A 16360-nucleotide genomic window follows, 5' to 3' on the forward strand; every position below is an offset into this window, starting at 1 on the left:
GACCGCCGCGAGGGGCCGAGCGGCCCGCGCCGCCGCCGCCACGCGAGTTGCCGCCGCGACCACCGCCGCCGCCGGAGCGGCTGCCATTGGTGTTGAGCACCATGCGGCCCAGCACGATGGGCTCGGGGCGCTCGCTCGGATCGGGCGCGAAGCCGGGGATGATTTCCTTCGGAATCTCGCGCTTGATCAGCTTCTCGATCTCCTTCAGGAAGCCGTTCTCGTCGACGCAGACCAGCGAGATCGCCTCGCCCTGGGCGCCGGCGCGGCCGGTGCGGCCGATGCGGTGCACATAGTCCTCGGGGACATTGGGCAGCTCGAAATTGATCACATGGGGCAGCTGATCGATGTCGATGCCGCGCGCCGCGATATCGGTGGCCACCAGCACCTGCAGATCGCCGGTCTTGAACTCGGCCAGCGCCTTGGTGCGGGCACCCTGGCTCTTGTTGCCGTGGATGGCCATCGCGCTGATGCCCTGGTCGTTCAGATAGTCGGTCAGGCGGTTGGCGCCATGCTTCATGCGGGTGAAGACCAGCACCTGATCCCAGTCGCCCTGCTTGATCAGATGGGCCAGCAGTTCCTTCTTGCGCTCGCGGCCCACCGGGTGGACCTTCTGCGCAATCGACTCATTGGTCTGGTTGCGACGCGCCACCTCGATCAGCGCCGGCTGGTTCAGCAGGCGGTCGGCGAGGTTCTTGATGTCGTCGCTGAAGGTGGCCGAGAACAGCAGGCTCTGCTTCTTGGCCGGCAGCAGGGCCAGCACCTTCTTGATGTCATGGACGAAGCCCATGTCCAGCATGCGGTCGGCCTCGTCCAGCACCAGGATCTGCACCTGGCTCAAGTCCAGCGTGCCTTGCTGGGCGTGGTCAAGCAGGCGGCCGGGGGTGGCCACCAGGATGTCGACGCCGTCGCGCAGGCGGTTGATCTGCGGCTGCATGCCGACGCCGCCGAACATCACCATGCTCTTCAGCGGCAGGTATTTGCCATAGGTCTGCACGCTTTCCTCGACCTGGGCCGCGAGTTCGCGGGTCGGGGTCAGCACCAGCGCGCGGATCGCCGGCTTGCCGCGCTTGTTGGTGGCCGGCGCGCCCGTCGACAGGCGGTGCAGCAGCGGCAGGGTGAAACCGGCGGTCTTGCCGGTGCCGGTCTGGGCGCCGGCGAGCAGGTCGCCGCCCTGGAGGACGGCCGGAATGGCCTGCGCTTGGATCGGGGTGGGGGAGGTATAGCCGGCGTCGGCAATGGCCTTCAACAGGGGGGCGGCCAGGCCCAGGGAATCAAATGTCATCGACTGCAATGTGTGCACGGTGCCCTGTGAGCATGACCGCGCCTTCAGGGGGCGCCAGTCTTCGGGTCATGCAAGGAGCGTGCTTGAGCTCAAAAAAATAACGCCGCGCAAAGACTGTGATGCGCAGCGTTGGGCTTGATTATAGCGGCCGGGCCGGCGGCTGCCGGGGTTGGCGGCGGCAAAGCCTGGATGAGGTGTGCATAAAGCAGCGACAATAGGGGCTTAGGCCGTGTCGATCCGACCGGCTCTCGCAAGACTCAGCAGGCCCTTGACGGGCCTGCAGATTTTTAAGCCTCTCAGGACCCAGCATGGCTCAGTACGTCTTTTCAATGAACCGCGTCAACAAGACGGTTCCCCCCAAACGTCACATCCTGAAGGACATCTCGCTGTCCTTCTTCCCCGGCGCCAAGATCGGCGTGCTGGGCGTCAACGGCTCGGGCAAGTCGACCATCCTGAAGATCATGGCCGGCGTCGACAAGGAGTACGAAGGCGAGGCCATCGCGATGCCTGGCATCAAGATCGGCTATCTGGAGCAGGAACCCAAGCTGAACCCGGACCAGACCGTGCGCGAAGCGGTGGAGGAGGGCATCGGCGGCGTGCTGGCGGCCAAGAAGCGCCTGGACGAGGTCTATGCCGCTTACGCCGAGCCGGACGCCGACTTCGACGCGCTGGCCGCCGAGCAGGGCGAGCTGGAATCCATCATTGCCGCTGCCGGCTCCGAGAACACCGATCTGCAGCTGGAACTGGCCGCCGATGCGCTGAACCTGCCGCCCTGGGATGCCCAGATCGGCGTGCTGTCGGGCGGCGAGAAGCGCCGCGTCGCGCTGTGCCGCCTGCTGCTGTCCAAGCCCGACATGCTGCTGCTGGACGAGCCGACCAACCACCTGGACGCCGAGTCCGTCGAGTGGCTGGAGCAGTTCCTGCAGCGCTTCCCCGGCACCGTGGTGGCCATCACCCACGATCGCTACTTCCTGGACAACGCCGCCGAGTGGATCCTGGAGCTGGACCGCGGCCATGGCATCCCCTGGAAGGGCAACTACTCCGACTGGCTGGACCAGAAGGAAAAGCGCCTGGAGACCGAGCAGAAGTCCGAAGACGCCCGCATGAAGGCGATGAAGGAAGAGCTGAAGTGGGTACGCTCCAATGCCAAGGGCCGCCAGGCCAAGAGCAAGGCGCGTCTGGCCCGTTTCGAGGAGCTGTCGGACGTCGAATACCAGCAGCGCAATGTCACCAACGAAATCTTCATCCCGGTGGCCGAGCGTCTGGGCAATGAGGTCATCGAGTTCGAGAACGTCAGCAAGAGCTTCGGCGACCGCGTGCTGATCGACAACCTGAGCTTCAAGGTGCCGGCGGGCGCCATCGTCGGCATCATCGGCCCGAACGGCGCCGGCAAGTCGACCCTGTTCCGCATGCTGCAGGGCACCGAGACGCCGGACAGCGGCACGGTCAAGATCGGCAAGACCGCGCGCATGGCCTTTGTCGACCAGAGCCGCCAAAGCCTGGATGCCGACAAGACCGTCTGGCAGGACGTTTCCGGCGGCCTGGACAACATCACGGTCGGCAAGTTCGTGATGCCCAGCCGCGCCTATCTGGGCCGCTTCAACTTCAAGGGCAATGACCAGCAGAAGATGGTCGGCCAGCTCTCCGGCGGTGAGCGCGGCCGCCTGCACCTGGCCAAGACCCTGGCCCAGGGCGGCAATGTGTTGATGCTCGATGAACCGTCGAACGACCTGGACGTCGAAACCCTGCGCGCGCTGGAAGAGGCGCTGCTGGAATTCGCCGGCTCGGCCATGGTGATCTCGCATGACCGCTGGTTCCTGGACCGTATCTGCACCCACATCCTGGCCTGCGAAGGCGATTCGCAGTGGTTCTTCTTCGACGGCAACTTCCACGAGTACGAGGCCGACAAGAAGAAGCGCCTGGGCGAAGAGGGCGCGCGTCCGAAGCGCATGCGCTTCAAGCCGATCAAGTGATCACACCAAGAGGCCTGCGGGCCTCTTTTTCATGATTCACAGATCTTTACGGGGCCTGCATGCGGGCCTTACGTCTCGGTTTCACCATTGCGTCACCCCTACTGACTGATGGAGACCCTGATGTCCAAGTTCAATCCCAAGTCCCTGCTGACCCTGTCCGCGCTGGCCGCCGTGCTGAGCCTGGGTGCGCTGTCGGCCCAGGCCGGTGGCCATCATGACCGTCACGGCATGATGGGTGGCGGCCCGCGAGTCGAGCGCATGTTGGAGCAGGTCGACGCCAGCGAGGCGCAGCGCAGCGAGGTCAAGCAGATCATGCGCAGCGCCGCTGCCGATCTGAAGCCGCAGCATGAAGCGCTGCGCAAGCTGCGTGCTCAGGGTCAGGCCTTGCTGACCGCGCCCAGCATCGACGCCGCAGCGGTGGAGTCGCAGCGCCAGCAGGCCCAGGCCCTGCACGATCAGATCAGCAAGCGCATGAGCCAGGCCCTGGTCGCTGCCGCCAATGTGCTGACGCCCGAGCAGCGCGGCAAGCTGGCCGAGCGCATGGCCAAGCGCCAGGCGCGCATGGCGGAACACCGCGCCGAGCGCATGAAGGTGCATGGTGGTGCCCCCAAGCAGTAAGGGACCGGAGACTCGCTTATGCTTGACACCTCCATGTCCACGGGCTTGGTGGCGGCGCGTCGCGCGGGCAGCCACCGCCGAGCGCAGCCCCAGCCATCCATGAGTACCCGACTGCTTCTTGTTGACGACGATGCCCGCCTGACCTCGATGCTGGGCGACTACCTGACGGCCGCCGGCTTCGAGGTCGAGTCCGCGCACAGCCTGGCCCAGGGCCGGCAGGCGCTGGAAGCGGCCCTGCCGGATCTGCTGGTGCTGGACCTGATGCTGCCCGATGGTGACGGGCTGGACTTCTGCCGCAGCCTGCGCGGCGAGGCCCGCACCCGGCGCCTGCCGGTGCTGATGCTGTCGGCGCGCGGCGAGCCGATGGACCGCATCCTCGGCCTGGAGCTGGGCGCCGATGACTATCTGGCCAAGCCCTTCGAGCCGCGCGAGCTGCAGGCCCGCGTCAAGGCCTTGCTGCGTCGCGCCGAGCCGGAAGGCCAGGCCGATGATGTCTTGCGCTTCGGCCGGCTCGAGATCGATCTGGCGGCGCGCGTCGCACGGCTGGACGGCAAGCCCTGCGATCTGACCAGCCATCAGTTCGATCTGCTGGTGGTGCTGGCGCAAAGCCCGGGCCGGGTGCTGTCGCGCGACCAGATCATGGATGCGCTCAAGGGCCATCCGCTGGATGCCTTCGATCGCTCGATCGATGTCCATGTCTCGCGCATCCGCGCGCTGATTGAGGACGACGCGAAGAACCCGCGCCGCGTGCTGACGGTGCGCGGTGTCGGCTATGTGTTTGCGCGCAAGCAGGACGCCGACAGCTGAGGTAGCCCGCTCTTGAAATCGCTTTATCTGCGGATCTATCTGACCCTGGTGGTCCTGCTGCTGGCCTTCGCGTTCGGCTCGGCCTGGCTGTTCCAGCGCCAGATCGAGCAGGAGCGTGGCGGCTTCGAGGCCGCCGCGACCGAGCGCCTGAGTTCGATGGCGCTGCTGATCCACCGCGCGCTGCCCGAGGCCGACGCGCCGCGTGAGCAGCAGGCCGAGGCGCTGCGCGACTGGGGCCAGCGCCTGCGCATGTCGATTGCGCTGGACGATGCCCAGGGCGAGCGGATCGCGGCCTCGGAGCAGTTTGAGCGCCGTATCAAGGACCCGGGCGTGCGCCAGTTGGAGGTGCCGCTGGAGGATGGCCGCAGCTTGTGGATGCTGCGGGGCGGCCTGCGCGCGGCCAGCGCCAGCCCGCCGGGCGAACGCGCTGAGCGTGGTGAGCGCATTGCCAGGCCGCCGCGGCGCGATGAAGGCCCCTGGCTGCTTGCGCCCTTCGGGCCTCGCCCCAGCGGCGAGGCCCTGGTCATTTTGCTGGTGCTGCTATTCCTCGCCGTGGCGGTCAGCGCCTATCCGGTGGTGCGGCGCTTGACTCGGCGCCTGGAGAATCTGCAGCGCGGCGTCGAATTGTTCGGCGCCGGCAATCTGCAGCACCGGGTCAAGGACGGCGGGCGCGATGAGGTGGCCGCGCTGGCTGCCAGCTTCAACCGCACGGCCGGCCAGATCGAGGCCTTGCTGCGCTCGCACCAGAGCCTGCTGGCCAATGCCAGCCATGAGCTGCGCTCGCCGCTGGCACGGCTGAAGATGGCGTTCGCGATGCTGGAGGGCTCCAGCCCGGCACAGCGTGCGCGGCTGCAGCAGGAGATCGACACCAATATCGGCGAGCTCGATGCGCTGGTCGAGGAGGTCTTGCTGGCCAGCCGGCTCGAGTCCGGTGCCCAGGCGCTGCAGCAGGATCCCGTTGACCTGCTGGGCCTGGCGGCCGAGGAGGCCTCGCGCACCGGCGCCCTGGTCGATCCGGACGAGGCTGCGCTGGACTTCAAGGTGCCCGGCGAGGAGCGCCTGCTGCGCCGCGCGCTGCGCAATCTGCTCGAGAACGCACGCCGCTACGGCGGCGAACAGGTGTTGCTGGAGCTGCGCCGGCGCGGCGCCAGCATGGAGCTGAGGGTTTGTGACCGCGGCCCTGGCGTGCCGCCCGAGATGCGCGAGCGCATCTTCGAGCCTTTCTTCCGTCTGCCCGGCCATGCCGAGCTGGCCGGCGGTGTAGGCCTGGGGTTGAGCCTGGTCAAGCAGATCGCGCAGCGCCATGGCGGCGAGGTGCGCTGCGAAGGCCGCGAGGGCGGCGGCAGCTGCTTTGTGCTGAGCCTGCCGCAGCGGGCGAGCTAGACGCCGGGCAAGCCCTCGTCCGCCTGACCGCACAGGGGCAGGTCGGGGCGGCGCTCGCGCGCGGGCAGATGGCGGCGAATGTCCTGCAGCGCGCTGCGCAGGCCTTCTTCCAGCACCGGGTGATAGAAAGGCAGCTGCAGCGCCTCGATGACATCGACACCGCGCTGTATCAGCCAGGCCAGTTCATGGCCCAGATGCTCGGCACCGGCGCACACCATCTCGGCGCCTATCAGCCGACCGCCGGCATCGGCATGGACCAGCATCAGGCCATGGCTCTGGCCCATGATGAGCGAGCGGCCCTGGGTGCCGAAGTTGCTGCGGCCGGTCAGCGCGCCAGCGGGTAGCTCCGCCTGGCCGAGGCCGCAGCGCGCCATCTGCGGCTCGGTGAAGGTGATCGCCAGCGGCGTGCGGCGGGCCAGGCAGGCGGCCTCGGGATGCAAGGCATACCAGGCCGCCAGCCGGCCGTCGTCGGCCGCCTCGTGCATCAGCGGCGTCAGCGCGTTGACATCGCCGGCAAAGAACACCGCCGTGTCACCGGCGCGCAGGCTTTGCGCATCGATGGCCGGCAGGCCCCGCTCATCGAGCGGCAGACCCAGCGCGGCCAGGTTCAGCCCCTCCACGGCCGGCGTGCGGCCCAAGGCAGCGAGCACCGCGTCGACCGCTATGCGCTGCTCGCCGAACTCAACCACCAGGCCCGGGTCGGCGGCTTGCAACCGGGCCTCATGGCCTTGATGGATGCTGAAATGCTCGGCCAGCGCCGCTTGCGCCAAGGCGCTGAGCTCGGGCTGGGCCATGCCGGCCACGCGGGCGCTGCCGCGCCCGAAGGCGTGGACCTGGACACCGAGCATCGCCAGCGCCTGGCCGAGCTCGCAGCCCAGCGCGCCCAGGCCGACGACGGCCAGCCGCGCCGGCAGGTCCGGCAGCTCGAACAGGCTGTCGCTGGTGAGCACCCGGCTGCCGAAGGCCTGCCAGGCCGGTGGCAGCACGGGCCGGCTGCCGGTGGCAACGATGATGGCATCGGCACTGAACAGCTCGACGCCGGCGGCGCTGCGCGCCTCGATGCGGTTCGGACCGACGAAACGGGCGCTGGCCTGCAGATAGTGCTTGCCCATCTTCTCGACGGTGCGCACCGGGCCGCTGACGAAGCGGTCGCGCAGCGAGCGCACCTGCTGCATCACGGCCGCCGAGTCCAGCGCGGGCAGCGGGCCCTTGAGCAGCTGGCGCCGGTACAGGCTGTGGCTGGCATGGACCTCGCGCGCCACCTGCAGCAAGGCCTTGGACGGCATGCAGCCGACCCGCGCGCAGGTCGTGCCCAGCGGACCCGGGTCGATCAGCAGGATGTCCTCGCTGAGTTCGCTGGCCTGCTTGTAGGCGCTGAGGCCGGCGGTGCCGGCGCCGAGAATGATCAGGCGGTGGTGAGGCATGGCAGCTGTCCTTGGTGAGCGCTTGAGCATATCGGAGCCCGTGCCGCCCAAGCTCAGGGCCGCACGGCCGGTGTCTCCATGGCCAGACCGGCGCCACGCCGGGCCAGATAGAGCTCCAGATCGAGCAGTTCCTGCGCATCCCAGGCGAAGGGTTCGGCCCGCACCCCGCTCATGCAGTTGCGCAGCCGGCGCTGCAGCGAACCCAGGCCCTGCCATTCCAGCCGGTACAGCGGGTAGCCGTTCACATGACCCGGCGGTATCAGGCTGCCGGCCAGACGCTGCCCGACGTTCGCCTGATGGCAGATCGCGCAGCTCAGATGGAGCTGGCCGATGCGGGCGTTGAACAAGACCTGACCCCGCGCGCGCGCCGGCTCCAGCCGCGCGTCGGTGGGCGGCGCCAGCGGCAGGCCGCGCGACTGCAGGCCGATGAAGGCCGTCAGCCCCAGCAGCTCGGCGCTCTCGGCCGGCCAGGGTGGCCGGCCCTGGTGGACGCTGCGGCACTGGTTGACGCGCTGAGCCAGGTTCAGCGGCCCGGCTGTGCGGCTGTCGAAGGCCGGGTAGCGGGCGGCCACGCCGACCATGCTCTGCCTCGCATCGCCATGGCAGGAGGCGCAGGCTTTGTCGGGGCCACGCGCCCAAAGCTGGGCGCCATCCTGCACCCACAGCATGGCCGGGTTCTGCGCGTCGTCGCGCTGCATGGTCTGCAGCGCCGGGCTCAGCTGCTCGAAGCCCGAGCGCTGTTGCGCACCAGCGGGCAGGGCGGTCGCGAGTAGCAGCAGCGCCAGCCAGGCCTTCATGTCGAGGTCAGCGTGACGGTCTCGGTCTGCGCGAAGCCCTGGTCGCCGGTCCAGCTGAAGCTCAGCGTGCCGCTGTCGCCGACCCGCAGCGGGAAGGCCAGATAGGGGTTGGCGGCGATGGCGGCGAACAAGTCGGTGCTGAAAACGAGTTCCCCGTTGTAGCGGCACTCGAAGCGGCGCAGGATGTTGCGCGGCAGCAGGCTGCCGTCGCCGTCGCGCCGGTAGCCGGTCTCCATCGGATGCGCGATCAAGGTGCGGATCTCGATGATGCTGCCGCGCGGCGCGCTGGCGGGCAGGGTGATCAGCGTTCGGGCCATGGCTTGCTACTCCACGCAGGCGGCCAGCGTGACCACCACATCGGCGCCGACCTGCCAGCAGCTGCCATCGGACAGGCGCGCCAGCGCAACGATCTGCTGGCTGGTGGCCAACCGGATGCGGGTAGACACCGCCGCCCGGCCGGCGTGCGGGCCCAGCCGGCAATGCAGCACCTCCAGCTGCGGGTTCTGTTCGGTGAACAGCGCGATCTCGCGCACATGGTCCTCGGCCGTCATTGGGCTGTTGATCTTGATGCTGATCGGCACGGCATTGCCGTTCTCGACCAGCGGCGCGATCTCCAGCGCGATGCGGCCGCGCTGGACCGGCGTGCCGGCGGCAAAGCCGGCGATCGCCTCGCGCAGCGCCTGCGGCGTCGCCCAGGCCGGCCGCAGCACCACGATCATGCCCAGTCCCAGCCAAAGNGGCATTGCCGTTCTCGACCAGCGGCGCGATCTCCAGCGCGATGCGGCCGCGCTGGACCGGCGTGCCGGCGGCAAAGCCGGCGATCGCCTCGCGCAGCGCCTGCGGCGTCGCCCAGGCCGGCCGCAGCACCACGATCATGCCCAGTCCCAGCCAAAGACGGCGTGAGCGGTCCATGCCTCAGTCTTTCAAGCTCTGCAGATAGGCCACGACATCCTCGACCTGCTGGGCATCGAGCACCGGTTTGCCGCGCCAGTCGCGGCCGACCTGGCTCAGACCGTCGACGCGGTGATAGGCCGGCATGATGGAGTCGGGGTTGATACGCAGGCTGTCGACGATGCGCAGGCGCAGCTGGCCGGCGCTCCAGCGTGCGCCGGCGCCCGCCAGGCTGGGCGCCAGCGTGCCCTGGAAACGCTCCTCGGGGATGGGTGCGCTGTGGCACAGCAGGCACAGCCCGCTCTGGCGGCTCGCGACGATGGCGCGGCCGCGCTGCGCATCGCCCTGCAGCCCCTGAAGCGGCTCGGGGATGGCGTCGGCGGTGGTAGCCGACGCCAGCAGCAAGGTGGCCAGCAGCATGGCGCTCAGGCCGCCAGCTGGTCCTTCAGCGGCAGCTGACGGATGCGCTTGCCGGTGGCCGCGAAGATCGCATTCAGCACCGCTGGCGCGGCCACCGCGATGGTGGGCTCGCCGACCCCGCCCCAGAAGCCGCCCGAGGGCATCACCACCGTCTCGACCTTGGGCATGTGCTCCATCTTCAGCACCGGATAGTCGTGGAAGTTGCTCTGCTCGATGCGGCCATTCTTGACCGTGCATTCGCCGAACAAGGCGGCCGACAGGCCGTAGACAAAGCTGCCCTCGACCTGGGCCTCGATCTGCTGCGGATTGACCGCATGGCCGCAGTCGGTGGCAGCCACGATGCGATGGATCTTCAGCGCGCCCTTGGGTCCGACCGAGACCTCGGCACAGGCCGCGACATAGCTGCCGAAGCCCATGATCTGGGCCAGGCCGCGATGGTGGCCCTTGGGCGCGGGGCGGCCCCAGCCGGCCTTGTCGGCCACCGCGTTCAAGACCGCCAGGTGCTTGGGCGAGCCGGCCAGCAGCTCGCGGCGCAGCGCCAGCGGGTCGCGCTGGGTGGCGTGGGCAATCTCGTCCAGAAAGCACTCCATATAGATCGCGTTCTGGTTCAGATTGACGCCGCGCCAGAAGCCCGGCGGCACCGCCGGATTGCGCATCGCATGCTCGATCAGCAGGGCCGGGAACTTGTAGCCCAGATGCCCTTCGGGGCCATCGGCATTGAGCCCCTGGAACACCACCGGGTCGCGGCCGTCGCGGATGTTCTGCGGGAAGATGCCGGCGACGATGGACTGGCCCGAAATGCGCATCGAAAGACCCGTGATCTTGCCCTGCGCGTCCAGGCCTGCCGTCAGCTTGCACTGCGTGACCGGGTGGTAGCGGCCGTGCTGCATGTCCTCCTCGCGCGACCAGATCATCTTGACCGGCGTGCCGGGCATCTGCTTGGCGATGGCCACGGCCTGGCGCACCCAGTCATGCACGGCGCCGCGCCGGCCGAAGCCGCCGCCGAGCAGCAGCTTGTAGACCTCGCACTGCGCCGGCGGAAGGCCCGCGGCCTCGGCGGCAGCGGCCAGTGCGGCCTCGCCGTTCTGGGTCGGGGTCCAGACCTCGCAGCGCTCGGGGGTCCAGCGTGCGGTCGCGTTCATCGTCTCCATGGTCGCGTGGTTCTGGAAGGGGTAGCCGTAGACCGCCTCCAGCTGGCGGGCCGAGGCCGCGATGGCCGCCGGCGCATCGCCCACCTTGCTGCCGGCCACCGCGTCTTTCGCCTCCAGCCCTTGCTTCAGCGTCGCCGTGATGGCAGCGCTGCTGAGCTGTGCATTGGGGCCCTCGTCCCAGACGATGGGCAGCTGATCCAGCGCGGTCTTGGCGCGCCACCAGGTATCGGCCACGACGGCCACCGCGCTGTCGCCGACCGGCAGCACGGCCTTGATGCCGGGGCGCTTCAAGGTGGCAGCGGCGTCAAAGCTCTTGAGCTTGCCGCCGAACACCGGGCAGTCCTTGATCGCGGCGTTGAGCATGCCGGGCAGGGTCAGGTCCATGCCGTAGACCTGGGCGCCGGTCAGCTTGTCGCGGGTGTCCAGGCGGCGTATCGGTTGGCCGACGAGGGTCCAGGCACCGGGCTCCTTGAGCTTGATCTCGGCCACAGTCGGGATGGGCAGCTTGGCGGCTGCGGCGGCCACCTTGCCGTAGCTGGTGCTGCGGCCACTGGTCTTGTGGCTGATCAGGCTCTTGGCCGTCGTGCATTCGGCGGCCGGCACGCCCCAGTCGGCGGCCGCCGCCTGGACCAGCATCAGCCGTGCGGCGGCGCCGCCCTTGCGCACATAGTCATGCGACTCGCGGATGCCGCGGCTGCCACCGGTCGAGAAATTGCCCCAGGCGCGCTGACGTGCCAGGTTTTGCCCGGGCGTCGGGTACTCGGTCGTGACCTTGGCCCAGTCGCATTCCAGCTCCTCGGCCACCAGCTGGGCCAGGCCGGTCAGCGTGCCCTGGCCCATCTCGGAGCGGGCGATGCGGATCACGACGCTGTCGTCGGGTTTGATCAGCACCCAGGCATTGATCTCGGGCGTGGCCGCCGTGGCCTGCGCCTGTGCCGGCAGCGGCACATGAAAGCCCAGCATCAGTCCGCCGCCGCCGAGGGCGCTACGCTGCAGGAACTGGCGTCGTGTCGTGGTCATGCGGCACCCCCGTCGACAATGCGAATCGGGATGGCCGCGCGCTGGGAGCCGCCGGCCACATGGTGGATCGCGGCGCGCACGCGGTTATAGGTGCCGCAGCGACAGATCTTGTTCATCGCCGCGTCGATGTCGGCGTCGCTGGGCCTGGGTTTCTCCTTCAGCAGCGCGACGGCCGCCATGATCATGCCGCTCTGGCAGAAGCCGCACTGCGGCACGTCCAGCGCGGCCCAGGCCTGCTGCACCGGGTGGCTGCCGTCGGGCGACAGACCTTCGATCGTGAGGATTTTCTCCCTGGCCCCGACCGTGGAGACGGGCCGCACACAGGAGCGTGTCGGGACGCCGTCGATGTGGACGGTGCAGGCACCGCACTGGGCGATGCCGCATCCGTATTTGCTGCCGGTCAGGCCGAGCTGTTCACGCAGCACCCACAGCAGCGGGGTGTCGGGCTCGGCCTCGAATTCGCGCAGCGCACCGTTGACATTCAACTGGGCCATGGGTCATCTCCTGAGCTTCGCAGTGACGGGCCGCGCAAGACTAGCAGGATTGGCCGAGGCGCGCTGACGCTCAGTGTTTCTTGTACTGGGTGGCGCCGAACAGCACCTCGCGGGCCTGGTCGGTGACCAGGGGCTTGCGCTGCTGGCTCAGCACCTCGACGCCGCGCTGCACCGCAGGCCGGGCCGAGATCTCGTCGAACCAGCCTTTCAGATGCGGATAGTCGCCCAGCTCCACGCCCTGGTTCTTCCACGAACGCAGCCAGGGGAAGGTGGCGATATCGGCGATCGAATACTCGGGCCCGCCCAGATAGGTGCTGGCGGCCAGGCGCTTGTTGATGACGCCGTAAAGACGCTTGGCCTCATTGCTGTAGCGATTGATCGAGTAATCGATCTTCTCGGGCGCGTAGATGCGGAAGTGGTGGGCCTGGCCCAGCATCGGACCGACGCCGCCCATCTGGAACATCAGCCATTGCAGCACCTCGTACTTGGCCGCTGTGCCACTGGGCAGCAGCCGGCCGGTCTTGCCGGCCAGGTAGAGCAAAATGGCGCCCGATTCGAACAGCGAGATCGGTTTTCCCTCGGGGCCATCGGGGTCGACGATGGCGGGACTCTTGTTGTTGGGGCTGATGGACAGAAAGCCGGGCTCGAACTGGGCCCCGGCGCCGATGTCCACGGGGATCACCTTATACGGCAGGTCACATTCTTCCAACATGATGTGAACTTTGTGCCCATTGGGTGTGGGCCATGAATAGACTTCAATCATTGTTTGCTCTCCACGCTGCGCAGTTCATTGTCCTAGTCCATGTTAATTAAGCAAGTTAAACGCTGGTTTGTCGCGCGGGCCAATGCCGCGCGATGGAAGCACATGGCCGATTGGGCCGACGGCCGCGGCGCGCAGTTTCGCCAGAGCCGCGATGCACGCGGCTTCCAGATCGAGCAGGCCAAGGCGGCGCCGGGCGGCGCGCTGCGCATCGAGTGGGCGCCTTCGCAGCGCAGCTATATCGAAGGCAATGAGCTGCGCATGCGTTGCGAGCTGGGCCTGCATCCGGATCTGCAGATGATGGTGCTGGCGCGCTCGCTGATGGAGCGGCTGGAGAAGGCGGTGTTCGAGGCCTATACCGACACCTTGAAGACCCGGGTCGACACCGACACGCCCGAGGAGATGCGCTGGCTGGTGATGTTTGCCAAGCTGAAGAACTATCCGCACAAGCTGGTCAAGGAGCGTTTCGGCGCCGTCGCGATCAACCAGGAGGTGGTGTCGGCCTGGCTGGAGAACGCGCTCAGCGACCTGTTGATCCAGGCCAGCCAGGATCTGCTGCCCGAGGAGCGGCCCTTTGTGCTGATGGTGCTGCGCGGCAATGTCTATCTGCGCGTTGCGATGGAGGAGCCGACCCTGAACGAGATCCAGGGCCTGGTGAAGTTGCTGGAGACGGCCTGCCGCGAGGCCCAGCGCGTCAATGCGCGGCTCGCCGACGGCGGGCCCTGGCCGACCACCACTTCGGTGGCCTGGCAAAGCCAGCCACCGCTGGGTGAGCTGCCGGGGCGCTGAGGCTCAGGCAGCGCGCTGCGCGAACTGCCAGCCCAGCTCGGCCATAGGCCGGGCGCCGGCCGCCGCCTCGCGGGCCCGCTCGCTGGAGGCCGTGCCGGCCTCGACCCGCTTGGCAATGCCTTGCAGGATGGCGGCGATGCGGAACAGGTTGTAGGCCAGGTAGAAGTTCCAGTCGCGCATCACCAGGGCCATGTCGGCACGGCCAGTGCGCTCGCAGTAGCGGCGCACATAGCCGAGTTCATCGGGAATGCCCAGCGCGGCCAGGTCATGGCCGCCCAGGCCGCGCGCCGCGCCGGAGGTCCGGATATGCCAGGACATGCAGTGGTAGCTGAAGTCGGCCAGCGGGTGACCGAGGGTCGACAGCTCCCAGTCCAGCACCGCCAGCACGCGCGGCTCGCTCGGGTGGAAGACCAGGTTGTCGAGCCGGTAGTCGCCATGGACGATGGCCACCTCGCGCTCGTCGCGCGCCGAGGCCGGGATGTTCAGCGGCAGCCACTCGATCAGTCGGTCCATGGCCTCGTTGGGGCCGGTGACCGAGGCCTGGTATTGCTTGCTCCAGCGTCCGATCTGGCGCTCGAAATAGTTGCCGGGCTTGCCATAGCCGGCCAGCCCGGCGGCCGCGAAGTCGACGCTGTGCAGCGCCGCCATCACGCGGTTCATCTCGTCATAGAGGGCGCCGCGCTCGGTCGGGCTCATGCCGGGCAGGCTCTGGTCCCACAAGACCCGACCCTCGAGGAACTCCATCACATCGAAGGCGCGGCCGATCACGGCCTCGTCCTCGCACAGCGCCAGCATGCGCGGCACCGGCACGGCCGTGCCCTGCAAGGCCTTCATCACCGCGAATTCGCGCTCGATCGCATGGGCCGAGGGCAGCAGCTTGGCGACCGGGCCGGGCTTGGATCGCATCACATAGCTGGCGCTCGGCGTGATCAGCTTGTAGGTCGGGTTCGACTGGCCGCCCTTGAACTGCTCGATGCGCAGCGGGCCGGCAAAACCTGGCACCTGGGCACTCAGCCAGCTGCTCAGGGCCTCGGTTTCCAGCGCTTGCGCGAGCTCGCGGGTGCCGGTGAATGCGTCGTCCATGGGTCTCCTTCAGGTGTTGTTGGACAGGCCCGGGGACGCAGGAGCCGGGATCAGCGTGAGGCGATGGCCAGCAGCTTCTCCTTGCTCAGCAGCACCAGGCGGGTGGGTTCGACGCGCACCGCGCCGTCGCGCTCGAAGCCCTTGAGCTCCTGATTGACGCGCTGGCGCGAGGCACCCAGCATCTGGGCCAGATCTTCCTGCGCGAGCTGCAGGCCGATGCGGATTTCCTCGCCCTGCGGCACGCCGTAGGAGCGCGCCAGCAGCAGGATCTGCTTGGCCAGGCGCGAGGCCAGCGGCCGGGTGTTCAGGTCCTCGACCACATCGAACATCAGGCGCAGGCGTCGGCAGTTCAGCCGCAGCAAGGCCTCGTAGAGCTCGGAGTGGCGTGACAGCAATTCCTTGAAGTCGGGCTTGCGCACCACCAGCAAGGTGGTGTCGCCATGGGTGGTGGCATCGTGGGTGCGCGGCATACCATCGAACAGCGAGATGTCGCCGAACCAGGTGCCGGGCTCCACATAGGTCAGCGTGATCTGCTTGCCCGACAGCGAGACCGAGCTGACCCGCACCGCCCCCTTGGCCACGCCTACCCATTCCTCGGCCGGTTCGCCACGGCAGGACAGCAGGGCGTTGTCGCCCAGGCGGCGCACCGTGGCACGCGAAAGAATGTCGCCTCGCAAGGGCGCGGACAGTTTGGAGAACCACGACCCCGACTCGATATTGCTGCGTTCAGGAATTGTAAGAACCGTGCTATTCATGCTTAGTCGCTGACGTGACAGCTACAGGCTGCCCTTCTCGACCATTGTCCATGAGTCTGCTGCCGCAGCTGCGCCGTCGCGAAGCGGCGGGCACTGTGTGAACAATGGAACAGCTGCGGCTTTGGCGTGCTGATGCTGGGTTTGACCGCACTTGTTGTCGTGCCTGACATGCTAGAGTGCCCAGCAAACAACACACCCTCCCTGCATGTACCGAGCCTCGTCTCGCAAGGGTTTGCCCCCCCGCGTTCTCAGCGTGTTCGTCCTCAGTGCGGCAGCGCTAGGCCCCGTGCAGGCGCTGGGTGTCGGGCGGCCGCTGACCCTGTCGGCGCTCGGGCAGTCGCTGAACCTGGTGTTCCCGGTGCGGCTGGCTAGCGGCGAGACCCTGAGCCTGGACTGCGTGCGGGCCGAGGTGCTGTCCGGCGAGTCGCGGGTGCCGGCCAATCTGATCCAGCTGCAGCTGGAGGGTGATGGCGAGGCGGCGGTGCGTGCGGTGCGGCTGCAAAGCCTGGTGCAGATCGACGAGCCCCTGGTCACGATCAATCTGAGCCTGGGTTGCCCGGCCCGCTTCACCCGCCAGTACACCGCCTTCATCGATCCGCCGGGGGCGGCCACCACGCCGGCCGCAGCGCCGGAGCCGGTGCTGCGCCAGTATTCGCCGGCGCTGAGTGCCGCGCTGGCCACGGCCGAGGCCAGGCCCGAGGCCTTGCTGGCGC

17 protein-coding genes are annotated in these 16360 nt (G+C 68.2%); 6 read left to right on the forward strand and 11 right to left on the reverse strand.

Annotation, left to right across the window (positions count from 1 at the left end):
- On the reverse strand, nucleotides 1-1282 hold a 1282-nt coding region (locus PO768_RS23550), incomplete at its 3' end, for a DEAD/DEAH box helicase (RefSeq protein WP_272647971.1).
- A gap of 308 nt (nucleotides 1283-1590) precedes the next feature.
- Between PO768_RS23550 and ettA the strand changes: the two genes are divergently transcribed.
- The 4 genes from ettA to PO768_RS23570 all read left to right on the forward strand — a co-directional run bounded on the left by ettA (nucleotide 1591) and on the right by PO768_RS23570 (nucleotide 6063).
- Nucleotides 1591-3255, forward strand: a complete 1665-nt coding sequence (ettA, locus tag PO768_RS23555) for an energy-dependent translational throttle protein EttA (RefSeq protein ID WP_137940728.1) — start codon at nucleotides 1591-1593, stop codon at nucleotides 3253-3255.
- 120 nt (nucleotides 3256-3375) lie between these two features.
- Complete coding sequence (locus PO768_RS23560) at nucleotides 3376-3873, forward strand: Spy/CpxP family protein refolding chaperone (protein WP_272647972.1); 498 nt, start codon at nucleotides 3376-3378, stop codon at nucleotides 3871-3873.
- 99 nt (nucleotides 3874-3972) lie between these two features.
- Nucleotides 3973-4680 (forward strand): response regulator, encoded by a 708-nt coding sequence (locus PO768_RS23565; RefSeq protein WP_272647973.1) that lies wholly within the window; start codon nucleotides 3973-3975, stop codon nucleotides 4678-4680.
- A gap of 12 nt (nucleotides 4681-4692) precedes the next feature.
- Nucleotides 4693-6063, forward strand: coding sequence for a sensor histidine kinase (locus PO768_RS23570; RefSeq protein WP_272647974.1), 1371 nt, complete (start codon nucleotides 4693-4695; stop codon nucleotides 6061-6063).
- Here the strand turns inward: PO768_RS23570 and PO768_RS23575 are convergent.
- The 8 genes from PO768_RS23575 to PO768_RS23610 form a co-directional block, all read right to left on the reverse strand.
- Complete coding sequence (locus PO768_RS23575) at nucleotides 6060-7487, reverse strand: dihydrolipoyl dehydrogenase (RefSeq protein WP_272647975.1); 1428 nt, start codon at nucleotides 7485-7487, stop codon at nucleotides 6060-6062. The genes PO768_RS23570 and PO768_RS23575 overlap by 4 nt on opposite strands.
- A gap of 53 nt (nucleotides 7488-7540) precedes the next feature.
- Nucleotides 7541-8284: a sulfur oxidation c-type cytochrome SoxA gene (gene soxA, locus PO768_RS23580; protein WP_272647976.1), complete on the reverse strand. Its 744-nt coding sequence runs from the start codon at nucleotides 8282-8284 to the stop codon at nucleotides 7541-7543.
- Complete coding sequence (soxZ, locus tag PO768_RS23585) at nucleotides 8281-8601, reverse strand: thiosulfate oxidation carrier complex protein SoxZ (protein ID WP_272647977.1); 321 nt, start codon at nucleotides 8599-8601, stop codon at nucleotides 8281-8283. The genes soxA and soxZ overlap by 4 nt, the downstream gene beginning before the upstream one ends.
- A gap of 6 nt (nucleotides 8602-8607) precedes the next feature.
- On the reverse strand, nucleotides 8608-9027 hold the full coding sequence (locus PO768_RS23590) for a SoxY-related AACIE arm protein (RefSeq protein WP_272647978.1): 420 nt from the start codon (nucleotides 9025-9027) through the stop codon (nucleotides 8608-8610).
- 172 nt (nucleotides 9028-9199) lie between these two features.
- Nucleotides 9200-9595: a sulfur oxidation c-type cytochrome SoxX gene (gene soxX, locus PO768_RS23595; protein ID WP_272647979.1), complete on the reverse strand. Its 396-nt coding sequence runs from the start codon at nucleotides 9593-9595 to the stop codon at nucleotides 9200-9202.
- A 5-nt stretch (nucleotides 9596-9600) separates the two neighbouring features.
- Nucleotides 9601-11766 (reverse strand): xanthine dehydrogenase family protein molybdopterin-binding subunit, encoded by a 2166-nt coding sequence (locus PO768_RS23600; RefSeq protein ID WP_272647980.1) that lies wholly within the window; start codon nucleotides 11764-11766, stop codon nucleotides 9601-9603.
- Nucleotides 11763-12260, reverse strand: a complete 498-nt coding sequence (locus PO768_RS23605; protein WP_272647981.1) for a (2Fe-2S)-binding protein — start codon at nucleotides 12258-12260, stop codon at nucleotides 11763-11765. The genes PO768_RS23600 and PO768_RS23605 overlap by 4 nt, the downstream gene beginning before the upstream one ends.
- A 70-nt stretch (nucleotides 12261-12330) precedes the next feature.
- A complete protein-coding gene (locus tag PO768_RS23610; RefSeq protein ID WP_272647982.1) occupies nucleotides 12331-13023 on the reverse strand; it encodes a glutathione binding-like protein in 693 nt (230 codons plus the stop codon).
- A gap of 102 nt (nucleotides 13024-13125) precedes the next feature.
- On the opposite strand from PO768_RS23610, the gene PO768_RS23615 reads away from it, so the two are divergent.
- A complete protein-coding gene (locus PO768_RS23615; RefSeq protein ID WP_272647983.1) occupies nucleotides 13126-13809 on the forward strand; it encodes a hypothetical protein in 684 nt (227 codons plus the stop codon).
- A 3-nt stretch (nucleotides 13810-13812) separates the two neighbouring features.
- Here PO768_RS23615 and PO768_RS23620 read toward each other — a convergent pair whose 3' ends face one another.
- Both PO768_RS23620 and PO768_RS23625 read right to left on the reverse strand, forming a co-directional pair.
- Nucleotides 13813-14892, reverse strand: a complete 1080-nt coding sequence (locus PO768_RS23620; RefSeq protein WP_272647984.1) for a phosphotransferase — start codon at nucleotides 14890-14892, stop codon at nucleotides 13813-13815.
- A gap of 50 nt (nucleotides 14893-14942) precedes the next feature.
- Nucleotides 14943-15647: a Crp/Fnr family transcriptional regulator gene (locus PO768_RS23625; protein ID WP_272647985.1), complete on the reverse strand. Its 705-nt coding sequence runs from the start codon at nucleotides 15645-15647 to the stop codon at nucleotides 14943-14945.
- Nucleotides 15648-15900: 253 nt separating this feature from the next.
- Between PO768_RS23625 and PO768_RS23630 the strand changes: the two genes are divergently transcribed.
- Nucleotides 15901-16360: type IV pilus assembly protein FimV (locus PO768_RS23630; protein ID WP_442953288.1), on the forward strand; the 460-nt coding region annotated here is incomplete at its 3' end.

Source organism: Paucibacter sp. XJ19-41, assembly GCF_028462495.1.
Taxonomy (GTDB): domain Bacteria; phylum Pseudomonadota; class Gammaproteobacteria; order Burkholderiales; family Burkholderiaceae_C; genus Roseateles_E.

What these genes read in the sequence shown, in the direction of transcription:
- ettA (WP_137940728.1), top strand. Translation starts at nt 1,591, where the DNA reads ATGGCTCAGTACGTCTTTTCAATGAACCGCGTCAACAAGACGGTTCCC.
- PO768_RS23560 (WP_272647972.1), top strand. Translation starts at nt 3,376, where the DNA reads ATGTCCAAGTTCAATCCCAAGTCCCTGCTGACCCTGTCCGCGCTGGCC.
- PO768_RS23565 (WP_272647973.1), top strand. Translation starts at nt 3,973, where the DNA reads ATGAGTACCCGACTGCTTCTTGTTGACGACGATGCCCGCCTGACCTCG.
- PO768_RS23575 (WP_272647975.1), bottom strand. Translation starts at nt 7,487, where the DNA reads ATGCCTCACCACCGCCTGATCATTCTCGGCGCCGGCACCGCCGGCCTC.
- soxA (WP_272647976.1), bottom strand. Translation starts at nt 8,284, where the DNA reads ATGAAGGCCTGGCTGGCGCTGCTGCTACTCGCGACCGCCCTGCCCGCT.
- soxZ (WP_272647977.1), bottom strand. Translation starts at nt 8,601, where the DNA reads ATGGCCCGAACGCTGATCACCCTGCCCGCCAGCGCGCCGCGCGGCAGC.
- soxX (WP_272647979.1), bottom strand. Translation starts at nt 9,595, where the DNA reads ATGCTGCTGGCCACCTTGCTGCTGGCGTCGGCTACCACCGCCGACGCC.
- PO768_RS23600 (WP_272647980.1), bottom strand. Translation starts at nt 11,766, where the DNA reads ATGACCACGACACGACGCCAGTTCCTGCAGCGTAGCGCCCTCGGCGGC.
- PO768_RS23605 (WP_272647981.1), bottom strand. Translation starts at nt 12,260, where the DNA reads ATGGCCCAGTTGAATGTCAACGGTGCGCTGCGCGAATTCGAGGCCGAG.
- PO768_RS23610 (WP_272647982.1), bottom strand. Translation starts at nt 13,023, where the DNA reads ATGATTGAAGTCTATTCATGGCCCACACCCAATGGGCACAAAGTTCAC.
- PO768_RS23615 (WP_272647983.1), top strand. Translation starts at nt 13,126, where the DNA reads ATGGCCGATTGGGCCGACGGCCGCGGCGCGCAGTTTCGCCAGAGCCGC.
- PO768_RS23620 (WP_272647984.1), bottom strand. Translation starts at nt 14,892, where the DNA reads ATGGACGACGCATTCACCGGCACCCGCGAGCTCGCGCAAGCGCTGGAA.
- PO768_RS23625 (WP_272647985.1), bottom strand. Translation starts at nt 15,647, where the DNA reads ATGAATAGCACGGTTCTTACAATTCCTGAACGCAGCAATATCGAGTCG.